The sequence below is a fragment of the Sphingopyxis sp. genome, assembly GCF_035565275.1.
Lineage (GTDB): Bacteria > Pseudomonadota > Alphaproteobacteria > Sphingomonadales > Sphingomonadaceae > Sphingopyxis.
This window is the reverse complement of the sequence record NZ_DATMST010000236.1, coordinates 1-10,873: the sequence shown is the minus strand read 5'-3', so window position 1 is coordinate 10,873 and position 10,873 is coordinate 1. Positions and strand designations below refer to the sequence as shown.

At 65.8% G+C, this 10,873-nt stretch carries 12 protein-coding genes; 1 reads left to right on the top strand and 11 read right to left on the bottom strand.

The genetic code is table 11. The annotated features are described in order from the left end of the window. Window positions 1-819, top strand: an 819-nt coding sequence (locus VN047_RS16190; protein WP_325544448.1) for a TolC family protein, incomplete at its 5' end; no start/stop codon positions are given. Between the two features lie 187 nt (window positions 820-1,006). Here VN047_RS16190 and VN047_RS16185 read toward each other — a convergent pair. From VN047_RS16185 to VN047_RS16135, 11 genes are all read right to left on the bottom strand, one after another. Continuing rightward, a complete protein-coding gene (locus tag VN047_RS16185; protein ID WP_325544450.1) occupies window positions 1,007-2,206 on the bottom strand; it encodes an MFS transporter in 1,200 nt (399 codons plus the stop codon). Window positions 2,207-2,417: 211 nt separating this feature from the next. Then, the gene (locus VN047_RS16180; RefSeq protein WP_325544446.1) at window positions 2,418-3,407 is read right to left on the bottom strand and encodes an amidohydrolase family protein; all 990 of its coding nucleotides are present in this window, start codon (window positions 3,405-3,407) and stop codon (window positions 2,418-2,420) included. Beyond that, window positions 3,400-5,028 (bottom strand): AMP-binding protein, encoded by a 1,629-nt coding sequence (locus VN047_RS16175; RefSeq protein ID WP_325544444.1) that lies wholly within the window; start codon window positions 5,026-5,028, stop codon window positions 3,400-3,402. The genes VN047_RS16180 and VN047_RS16175 overlap by 8 nt, the downstream gene beginning before the upstream one ends. 4 nt (window positions 5,029-5,032) lie before the next feature. After that, window positions 5,033-5,845: an enoyl-CoA hydratase/isomerase family protein gene (locus tag VN047_RS16170; protein WP_325544442.1), complete on the bottom strand. Its 813-nt coding sequence runs from the start codon at window positions 5,843-5,845 to the stop codon at window positions 5,033-5,035. Continuing rightward, window positions 5,829-6,668: an SDR family NAD(P)-dependent oxidoreductase gene (locus tag VN047_RS16165; RefSeq protein ID WP_325544440.1), complete on the bottom strand. Its 840-nt coding sequence runs from the start codon at window positions 6,666-6,668 to the stop codon at window positions 5,829-5,831. The genes VN047_RS16170 and VN047_RS16165 overlap by 17 nt, the downstream gene beginning before the upstream one ends. Next, on the bottom strand, window positions 6,665-7,405 hold the full coding sequence (locus VN047_RS16160; RefSeq protein WP_325544438.1) for an SDR family oxidoreductase: 741 nt from the start codon (window positions 7,403-7,405) through the stop codon (window positions 6,665-6,667). Before VN047_RS16160 ends, VN047_RS16165 begins: the two co-directional genes overlap by 4 nt. Next, the gene (locus VN047_RS16155) at window positions 7,402-8,157 is read right to left on the bottom strand and encodes an SDR family NAD(P)-dependent oxidoreductase (RefSeq protein WP_325544436.1); all 756 of its coding nucleotides are present in this window, start codon (window positions 8,155-8,157) and stop codon (window positions 7,402-7,404) included. Before VN047_RS16155 ends, VN047_RS16160 begins: the two co-directional genes overlap by 4 nt. Next, window positions 8,154-8,906 (bottom strand): SDR family NAD(P)-dependent oxidoreductase, encoded by a 753-nt coding sequence (locus tag VN047_RS16150; protein WP_325544434.1) that lies wholly within the window; start codon window positions 8,904-8,906, stop codon window positions 8,154-8,156. Before VN047_RS16150 ends, VN047_RS16155 begins: the two co-directional genes overlap by 4 nt. After that, window positions 8,903-9,949 (bottom strand): hypothetical protein, encoded by a 1,047-nt coding sequence (locus VN047_RS16145; protein ID WP_325544432.1) that lies wholly within the window; start codon window positions 9,947-9,949, stop codon window positions 8,903-8,905. The genes VN047_RS16150 and VN047_RS16145 overlap by 4 nt, the downstream gene beginning before the upstream one ends. After that, window positions 9,946-10,368, bottom strand: a complete 423-nt coding sequence (locus tag VN047_RS16140; RefSeq protein WP_325544430.1) for a Zn-ribbon domain-containing OB-fold protein — start codon at window positions 10,366-10,368, stop codon at window positions 9,946-9,948. Before VN047_RS16140 ends, VN047_RS16145 begins: the two co-directional genes overlap by 4 nt. A gap of 2 nt (window positions 10,369-10,370) precedes the next feature. Continuing rightward, window positions 10,371-10,873, bottom strand: a 503-nt coding sequence (locus VN047_RS16135; RefSeq protein WP_325544428.1) for a thiolase family protein, incomplete at its 5' end; no start/stop codon positions are given.

The following is a 10,873-nucleotide window of genomic DNA, read 5'->3' as shown; positions in this document are numbered from 1 at the left end:
ACCTCGCTCGCCACCGCAGAGGACAGCCTGCGCATAGTGACCGCGCAGCAGCGCGCCGGATCGGTCGGTCGGCTGGAGGTCGAGCGCGCCGCGGGCAACGTCGCTATGGCGCGCGCCGCGATTCCCGAGATCGAAGGCCGGCGGCGCGTCGCCTTGCTCGAACTCGCCGCCTTGCTGGGAGGGCAGCCCGGCGACGTGCCTGTCGAGGCCCAGAGCTGTATCCGAATTCCGGCACCGGTGGCGGCGCTTCCGGTTGGCGACGGCAACGCCCTGCTGCGTCGCCGCCCCGACCTGCGCGAAGCCGAACGCCGCCTCGCTGCCGACACAGCGCGCATCGGCGTGGCAACCGCCGATCTCTATCCGCGCATCCAGCTTGGCACGAACGGCAATTTCCTGCGCAACGACGACGTAAAGGGCAGCGACAGCTTCAGCTTTTCGCTCGGTCCGCTACTGTCGTGGAGCTTTCCCAACATCGCGGTCGCACGCTCGCGGGTCAGACAGGCCGAAGCGCAGGGCGACGCATCGCTCGCCGCGTTCGACGGCAAGGTGATCGGCGCACTCAAGGAGGTGGAGCAAGCCCTTGCGCGATATGACGCCGGGCAACAGCGTCATGCGGCGCTTGCCAAAGCACGCGACCGGACCCAGACCGCCTACGAACTCGCGCAAGCCCGCTATCGCGCCGGATCGGTGTCGCTGCTCGACACCGTCATCGCGCAGCAATCGCTGATCGACGCGCGTGCCACTCTGGCGGCGTCGGAGCAACAGCTGGGTTCGGCGCGGATCGACCTGTTCAAGGCGTTGGGCGGTGGCTGGAGTTGAAACGGTCAGCGCGTAAACTCGGAGGCATGCGATGGCCGGTAGCGGACGGCCTGCTTCGGGATCAGCATCGGCCAGGGCGGACATGCAAGCGCATCCGCACCTGAAATACACCAGCGGCCAAGCCGACGCCAACGGCCCTGCGCGCCGACCATAAAGTGGCGTTCGGCAAATATGGTCGCTACTGCCTTCAATCGACCCAGTCGCGATCGAGCGACCGGGCGCCGAGTAGCATCATTACCGCTGAAACGACATAGAACAGCAGGCAGCCCATCATCGCATATTTGAGCCCGTCGCTGCCGTAAACTGGCAGCAGCGCGTCCGAGAGCCCTCCCAATATATAGATACCGAGCCCGGGGCCGAGCAGATTGTTGATGAAGAGGAAGCTTGCCGTGGCGGTGGTGCGCATTTGCGACGGCACGAGATGCTGGACAGCCGCAATGACTGGCGCCAGCCACACATAGCCCAACGCCATCGGGATGGTGAGCAGGATAAATGCCAGCGGAAGCGAGTCCGACAATATGCCGCCGGCGAAGACGGGCGCCGCAACCAGAAAGCAAAGGGCGGGCACCGTCGCGAGCGCTTTCTTGTCCTTCAGGCCAACGCGGTCGCCGATCACGCCACCAAGCAGCACCCCGACACCGCCGCCGAGCAGCAGCATGGTCCCGAAGAAGAGCGATGTCCCCTCCAGATCGAGGCCAAAGCTGCGCTGGAGGAGCGTCGGGAGCCAGAACGCCATGCCATAACCCATGATCGAACTGGACGCTGCGCCGAGGGCGAGGAACCAGAAACTGCGCTTTCGCGACAGGATGGCCAGAACGCTCCGAAGGCGCATCGTGTCAGGCGCGCCCGCAGCGCGAGGAGGGTCGCGAACGATCAGCCGGAACAGAGGGGCCAGCGCGACCCCGGCCAATCCCACGACAATGAAAGCGGCCCGCCAGTCGACGTTCGCTGCGATATAGCCCCCGAAATACACGCCCAAAGCCGAGCCCAGCGGGATCCCGAGTGAATAGATTGCGAGGGCCCTCGCGCGCTGTGCCGACGGAAAATAATCCGAGATAAGGGAAAAGGACGGTGCGACGCCCCCCGCCTCGCCCACGCCCACGCCGAGCCGGCAAAGGAAGAGCGACCAGAATCCGCTCGCCAGGCCGCACAGGGCAGTGAAGCCGCTCCAGACGGCCAATGAGCCGGTGATCACCCAGGTGCGGCCCGTGCGATCGGCGAGCCAGGCCAGCGGAATGGCCGCAGTCGAGTAGAGCAAGGCAAAGGCGATGCCCCCGAGCAGACCGAGTTGCGTGTCGCTAAGGCCCAATTCCGCCTGCACGGGCACGGCGAGAATGCCCAATATCTGACGATCGATAAAATTGAAGGTGTAGACAAGGAGGAGCATCAGGAGAACAAGCCCCCGGTAGGAGTTCGACCCATGGCCTTCGGCTGCATCGGCCGGCGAAACTGACAGACCCTTTTTCACGCGGCATTTCCTTCATGGCAGACCGCTTTGGCCGGTCGATTTTCCCCCGATGTGCTCTGGCGCGCAGGTGTCTGCCACAGGCTCCATTGCATGATCCTCGGTATGCAGCAGCGCGTGCCGGCCATCTCTTTCAATCGGTCGCCCTCCGGCCCGCGCCGGCCAAAAGCCACGCCGCGTTGTCGTGGCGCCATTCGGCGGCAATATCGGCCGGCAATCCCAGTTCGTCGATTTGCGCGGCGAGGTCAGCGGGTCCCAGCCGGGAAACCCAGGCGGATGCCCCGAACAGGATGCGACCACGCAGCGCGCCGCGAGCCTGTGCGAGCAAGGGCTCCCAACCCGACCCCGCACGGCCCATGAAGCGCGGGCTGTGGCTGGACAGTTCGAGATGGACGTTGGGATGCCGCTGCACGATCGCAACGGCATCCGATATCCACGGCCATCCCCCGTGACCGATCAAAATCGTCAAATCGGGAAACGCCGTCGCGACACGATCGATATTCCGTACATGCGAAATATCGAGCGGGATGGAGCGATTGAAATTCTGTCCGGCGTGAATCCAGATCGGCAGATTCAGCCGTTGCGCCGTCTCGAATATCGGCGTCAGCGCCGGGTCCGATGCCGGGACGGCCTCCCAGAATGGCGAAACCGACACCCCGCCAATATTCCAGTCGCGCAGCGCCGATTCGATCTGCGAGGCGGCTTCTTCGGGCGCGCGTAAGGAAACGCCCAGCCAGCATGTCAGAAGGTCGGGCGCCATCGCCGCGAGGCGGGCGATCGATCGATTGGCATCGGCGCCGGACCGCCCGCGCCAGGGAAAGCCATGCAGGACCTGATGCGTGATCCCGTCGGCGCGCAGGCCCGCGATGTAATCGCCGTCCGCGACATCGAAACCGCTGCCTTCGTCAATCAGATAGTGGACTGCAGAATGGGGATCGGCAGCGAGCCGGCGGCGATAGTCTTCAAGGTCCACGCCTGCCCGCCGCGTCAGGGGCTCAGCGAATTTGTCCAGGTAATCGGGCGCAGCGATGGCAAAGCCGGTAAGATAGGCTTCCCACACGTCGCGGTCGCCATGGACTGCGCAGATGTCGATGATGCCGGGCCCGGCGCTACCGTCAGCCATTGATACGATCCCGCTTCAATATGATGCCGTGCGCCTCGCGATCCCAGACGTCCGCCGTTCGCCCTTCGGCGCGCAGTTCGGTCTTCAGGATCTTCGCGGTCGGTGTCTTCGGAAGATCGTCGAGGATACGGATGTAGCGCGGCACCATGTAATAGGGCATCCGGACGCGCAGATGATCGACAAGGGCGGCCGGATCGATCGACGCCCCGGGGTTGGACGATAGCGCCACCATGACTTCATCTTCGCCGAATTCGCTGGCGACGGCATAGGCGGCGGCTTCGCGGACCGCACCGAACGACAGGCATTCGCGCTCGACCTCGTAGGAGGAAATATTTTCCCCCCGGCGGCGTATCGAGTCCTTGGCGCGGTCGACGAAGTAATAATCGCCGTCGGCCGAGCGGCGGAAGAGGTCGCCCGTGTGAAACCAGCCATTGCGCCAGACTGCGGCCGTCGCTTCGGTATTGCCGGCGTAACCATGGGACGTCGACCACGGGCGGTCGACACGGACGAGCAGTTCGCCGACCTCGCCGGACGCGACCTCCCGATCCTGCGCATCCGCGATACGCAAGGTCACGCCGACGCGCGCGCGCCCGCAGCTTTCGGCATCGGCCTGATCTTCGCGTGACAGGATAGGCACCGCCAGTTCGGTCATGTTGAACATGGTCCGGGTGGCAACGCCAAAGCGCGCGGAAAAATCCGTCGCCGTCTGCCCGTGCGGCAGCACATAAGCCCATTGCAGCCCGTGATCCCGTTCACCCGGCGCTGGCGCCTGCTTGTTCAGAAATCCCGCCATAGCGCCCAGAAGCGTGCAACAGGTCGACCGCGTTTCGCGTACCACGTCCCAGAATCGCCCGGTCTCGAACTGTTCGGGCAGCGCGATCGAATGCCCCAGCAAAAGGGTTCCGATGGTTCCGATCGTCCCGCCGGCGTGAAACAGGGGCAAGGTCACGAGATAGCGCAGATCGGCGCGGCTCTTGTCCTCGAACGCGACGAGGGCGGCCGTCGCGCCGTGGCAATAGGAACTGAGGACCCCCTTCGAGGGCCCGGTCGTTCCCGATGTATATATGATCGCCTGCTCGTCCCAAGGCTCGATGGGCTCCTCCAGCCGGAGCAATGCCGCGTCGATGCCGGCATCGAGGCAGTCCCCGCCCAGCAACGGCCTTGCTCCCTTTTTTCCGACATCGCGCTGGTCGATCAGCAACGCCGGCAACGCCGGGTCGATGTCCGCCTCGTCAAGCCGCGAAACGAGGCTGGAATGACAGATGATCAGTTTCGGTTCCGCAATCTCGACCGCGTTGCGCAGGATCGAGCCCCGATAGGCAAGATTGATCGGCGCGTAGACCGCACCCAGCCAGTTGATCCCGAACCAGACGCGCAAGGCGTCGGGTCCGTTGGGAAGCCAGCTCATCACGCGGTCGCCCCGCGCGACGCCGAGCCGCGCCAGTCCCGTCGCGACCAGACGGGCCTGCCGGCCCATTTCGGCAAAGCTCCACTGCCCGCCGCCGGGAAAAACGGCGTAAGCCTGTTCGCCGCGTTCGCCTTCCCATCGCTCGAGCGCATAGCGCAGTACGGACTGGTCCCGCGGCGGAACGTCAGAGTTCATCCAGCTGAAAATGCTCATTGGTTCACCTGCCCGTAAATGTCGGCTTGCGGTTCTCGATAAAGGCGCTGGCACCTTCCCTCGCATCTTCGGTTTCGAAAAAACAGGTCTGGTGCGCGGCTTCCTGCAACATGGCGCGGGCGTCGAGATTGCGTCCCTCCGACGCTGCGAGCAGCCTTTTCTGCATCGCGATGATGCGGGTCGGACCGTTCGCCAGCCGGTCCGCCAAAGCCGCGACGCCGTCGATGAATTCGCCGTCGTCGAACATATGGGTCGCGAGGCCGATCGCCACCGCCTCCTCTGCTCCGACCGCACGCCCGGTCGCGAAAATCTCGAACGCGCGCGCGGATCCGACGACATGGCCGAGATAGGCGGCATTCCCGAGCTGTGCGATTTTGACGAGCCCGCTTCCCATGACGGCAGAGCGCGCCATGCACCTTATGTCGGCGGCGCACGCAAGCTCGGTGCCGGCGCCGAACGACAGGCCGTTGACCGCCGCGATGACGGGCTTGGGGCACCGGGTCATGAGCTGCGCTACCCGCATGTAAAGGCTGGATTTGTCGGTCGGATCGACAGCGGCGCGCTCATGATCGAAGTCGCCTTCGAGAAAGGCCTTCAGACCCGCGATATCGTCACCGGCGCAAAAAGCGCGGCCCGAACCGGTCAGGACGACCGCCCGGACATCAGCGTCACGTTCCGCTGCGTGAAAGGCCTTGAGGAGTTCAAGACCCAGTATCCGGTCGATCGCGTTCAGCGCCGCCGGCCGGTTCATTGTCAGCCAGAGAACGCCGCCCTCGCGGCGCACCTGCAGGCAGTCATTGTCATGTGCGCTTGGCATGGAGGCTCCAGTCATGGTTTGTGTCGCCCGGCGTGCGGCTGAACCAGCGCGGATAGCCGTGCAGCGTCTGGCCGCCGTCGATCAGGATTTCGGCCCCGGTGATGAAGGTGGAACGGTCGCTCAACAGGAAAAGCGCAAGCTCGGCGATGTCTTCCGGTTGGCCCAGGCGGCCCACAGGCGTCTCGCCGACGATGTCGGCGCTGATGTCCGGATCGGCGAGAAGCCCCGATGTCATGCGCGTTTCGATGACCCCGGGCATGATCAGGTTGGCACGAATGCCGTGCGCGCCCAGCTCACCCGCCAGCGTCCGCGAAAGCATCCGCAGACCCGCCTTCGATGCGCCATAAGCGCCAAACAGCTCTGCAGCATGGGCGGCGGCGGTCGACGCGTTGAACAGCAGGGCGCCGCCCCGGCGCGTGCCGATCATCAGCCGGGCGGCGGCCTGGGCGACGAGAAAGCTTCCAGTCAGGTTGATGTCTACATGCTGCTTCCAGTCCTTGACCGCCACGTCCAACAGCGCGCCATAGCGGCCGATACCGGCGTTGATGAAGGCACCGTCGAGCGCGCCGAGACGATCCGAAAGCTGTGCGGAAAGACGGTCGACATCCTCTGCCTCGGCTTGATCGCAGGCGACGGCGATCGCCTCATGTCCCGTTCCGTCCAGTTCCTTCGCGAGCAGTTCGATCGGGTCGAGATGCCGGTCGGTCAGGCACAGACGGGCTCCGGCCGCCCGCAGTAGCCGCGCGGTCGCGACCCCCATGGCGCCCGCCGCGCCCGACACGAGAAAGGTCCGGCCAGCAAGCTCTTGCACCGGCCCGCTCACAGCCTCGCTCCGCCCGACACGTGGATCACCTCACCCGTGACATAGGATGCGTCACGCGAGATCAGGAACGCGACGACCGAGGCGATTTCCTGTGGCTCGCCGTACCGCCGGAGCGGTATCTGTTCCATCATCCGCAGCCGCAGGCGATCTTGGCTGCCATCGGCGGGATTGGTCATTTCGGTCTCGGTCATGCCCGGCGCGACGGCATTGACCCGGATTTTATGCCGGGCGAGTTCCATCGCGGCGCCCTTCGTCAGCGAGACCACTCCGCCTTTGGACGCGACATAGGCGATCTGCCGGGTCATTCCCTTGTAGGACATCGAGGCAATATTGACGATCGCTCCGCCGCCGCCGCGCGCGATGCGGCAGCGGGCGAAATTCCTCGTGAGCAGATGCACCGCGGTCAGGTTGATCTCGATCACGCGGTCCCAGTCGGCGTCGGGGAAATCCTCGATCGGCGCCATGCTGACGATCCCCGCATTGTTGACGAGAGCGTCCATACCGCGCTGATCGGCCCAGTCGGCCAGGTCGGTGATCTGGTTCCGGTCGTCGAGATCGGCAACGCGATACTCGGCCGCAAGCTCGGCCGCGAGCGACGCGAGGGTCGCCGTGTCGCGATCGGTCAAAAGCAATCGCGCGCCGCGCGCCGACAGCGTCCGGGCGGTAACCGCTCCGATCCCGCCGGCGGCGCCGGTGACCAATATGGTGAAGCCTTCGAGTGAATTGGCAATCGTCACGGTCTTATCCAGCCTCCATCGACAAATAGTGCGTGGCCGGTGACGTAGCTGGCGTCGTCTGACCCCAGCCACAGCACAGCTTCCGCGATTTCTTCCGGACGCGCGAGGCGTCCCAGCGGCAACGAACGCGCAAATTTCTGCGAATGACGGTGCAGATTTGCGTCCGATTTGAGCATTTCAGTGTCGACGAAGCCGGGACAGACCGAGTTGACGCGCACGCCGGCTGGCCCGAGCTCGAGTGCGAGCGACCGCGTCAGCGAAATCAGCCCGCCCTTCGAGGCGTCGTAGGAGCATTGATCCTTCATCCCGTAGGCGGCGGCCGAGGCGATGTTGACGATCGCGCCGCGTGCCTGTCGCAACGCTTCCTGCGCAGCCCTCGCAAGGAGAAAGGGACCCGTCAGATTCACGTCCAGAACCTTGCGCCAATGATCGGTCTTGTGGCTGGCTAGCGGAGCGGCGCGTCCGATCGCGGCATTGTTGACGAGGACAGCGAGCCGCCCTTCCCCGTCGCAAGCTTTGGCAACAATCCCGGCGCAGGCATGCTCGTCCGAAATATCGCCCGGAACCGCGATCGCATCGCTTCCCTTTTCGCGCAGCGCGGAAACAGCCCGATCGACGTCGGCGGGGTCCCGGTCGTTGACCGCGACCCGCGCGCCGCGCGCGCCGAACGCATGCGCTATCGCCAGGCCGATCCCCCGCGCCGCACCCGTCACCAGCACCGGCCGGCCGCTCATATCGTTCTGACAGGTCATCGCCGCATCCACCCCCCGTCGACGAAAAGCGTGTGGCCTGTGACATAGCTCGCGCGCTCGGACGCGAGCCATGCGACCGCAGCGGCAACCTCCTCCACCCGCCCCGTCCGGGCGATCGGCAAGGTCGCGACGAGGCGTTCCGCCACCGCCGCCAAATCGGGCGCTTCCTTCAACATCTCGGTATCGACGAAGCCCGGCGCCACCGAATTGGCGCGGACGCCCATCGGGCCCATTTCGACCGCCAGCGAGCGCGTCAGCGTCGCGAGTCCGCCTTTCGAGGCGTCATAGGCGGCCTGTCCCGCAAAGCCGACGACGGCTACCGACGCGAGGTTGACGATGGCGCCCCGCGTTGCCGCAAGATCGTCGGTCAGTTCGCGAACAAGGCGGAACGCCGCCGACAGGTTGATGTCGATGACGCGGTCCCATGCCGCATCGTCATGCGCGGTAAAGTTGCCGCGAAACTCGACGCCGGCATTGTTCACCAGCACGGCAATCGCACCATGGGCGGTGCGCGCCGCATCGGCGATCCGGCGCGGCGCCGCGCGATCCTGCAAATCCGCGACCAGCGTCTCGATCGCCGTGCCCTCTCCACGGCATTTGTCGGCGGTTTCGGCGAGACCGGTTGCGTCGCGATCGACGAGCAGCGAGGGCGCGCCCTCGCTCGCCAGCCGTATCGCGATCGCGCGGCCGATCCCGCGCGCGGCACCGGTCACGATCGCGGGACGCTGCGTGAAACGCGCTTCGGTCATTCGAACACGCTCAAGGGATGCGCGTGCCGCCGATATCGCCCTTCCCACCGCACCGCGGTCGCATAGTCGACCGGGCGCCGCCGCTCGATCGCCTGGTGGAAAGACCTCGCCTCGATCGGTCGTTCGACGATGAACGACAAGGCATCCGATCCCGCGCCAAAGCCGTAGGACAGAAGCCCGACCCGGTCGCCCGGCTGCCGTTCTTCCATTTGACGGAGCAGTGCGGCGAGCGGCGATGCTGCGCCGAGGTCTCCAAGCATCGGCGCAACCGCTCCGCCGGCAAAAAGCTCTGCATCGATCCCTGCGGCGCGCGCCAGTCGCCCCGTCAGCCGGCCATCGGGCTGCTGCGCCGCGACGGCCGCGAAGTCCGCGTCATCACCCAGCCTCGCAAGCAATAGCTCCCAGGCGCCGACCATATGCTGCAAATCGCCGAGGCCGCTCGATGCAAAGCCCGCACCGCCCGACCGGACATAGGGATCGCCCTCTAGACGGAAACCGTCAGCAGCATCGGACGCGGTCGAGGCCAGTGCTTCGAAGCGTGCGGCAATATTGGTGTTGCCGACAAGAACGCAGGCCGCCCCGGCGCCTGCGGTCATTTCCAGCGGATCGCCCGGCGCGGCCCGCAGGCAAAGTGCGTCGGCACCAACCGCCAATGCATATTCGGAAAAGCCCGCGCGCACCCATGCAATCGCCATGGCGAGTGCCGCCGTCCCCGACTTTCCGCTGAACCGCACATCGGTCGCGAAAACCGCCGGCGCGATCCCGAGCATGTCGGCAAGCACCGCCGCCGCCGAACGGGAGAGGTCGGGCGACGACTGGGTGCCAAAGAAGATCGCGCCGACGTTCGACGGAAGCGGCGCGAGCCTGCGCGCAGCTTCGGCCGCCAGCGTGATCACATCGGCGTCGGGGTCAAGAACCGCGCGCTCGCGCACGCCGCTCCGCCTTGCGGATCCCGACTGCCAGACCGCTTCGACGTCAGCCGTTGCCAGACGCCCCGAAGGCGCAGCAAACGCCAGGTCGACGATACCGACGGCCGCCGTCATGATGCCACCCGGAATTTGAAGCCATAAAGCGCGAGGCCCGATTGTTCGGGACGCCATTTGCGGATGACCATCTCGACCGGCTGTTCGGGTGCAAGACAGTCATATTCGGCGTCCACCACCTCGGCCATCAGGACCGGCCCCTCTTCGAGACGGATCATTGCGAAGGGACGCGGAGCGCGGTCGCCGTGACCAACCAGCGGCGAATGATCTTCGGCCAGACAAATCACCGCGCCGCGACCCGAAAACACCGCTTCTTCCTGAACAGCATCGACGCAGCGAGGACAGCGTCGCCGCGGCGGGAACGAACAGGACTGGCAGGTCCGGCAATGGCTGCCGACAAGGCCATAGCGATTGCGGCGGGTGCGCCACGCGCGGGCGGGTCCGGCAACGACCGGCCGGGCCGTAACATTCTGGCTCATTTTCAGTTTCCTTTCAGAACCGCGACGGCGCTGACCGCATTGTTCCCGCCCATCGACTGGGCCACACCGACCCGCGCGCCGGCGACCTGGCGCTCGCCTGCCTCGCCGCGAAGCTGCGTGACGGTTTCGCAGATGATGCTGATGCCGGTGGCGCCGGTGGGATGGCCCAGACCTATGCGGCCACCGTCGGTATTCGTCGGACAGGTGCCGCCGAGCGCCGTTTCGCCGCTCGCGACGGCGCGCGCCGCTTCGCCGCGAGGAAAGATGCCGAGCCCTTCCAGGTGGAGCGAGCCCATGACGCTGAAACAGTCGTGCACCTGCGCCACGTCGACATCGCGCGCGGTGATGCCGGCCTCCCGATAGGCGCGTTCGGCGGCGATGCGTGTCGGCACGGCCTCGGCGATATCGTCCTCGCCGGGCCATGCGCCGAACTTCGCGCCCATTGCGTTCGGTCCCGTGGCGGCCGTGATGCTTGCGACCTGCACGGCGCGCCGACGCGACGCAT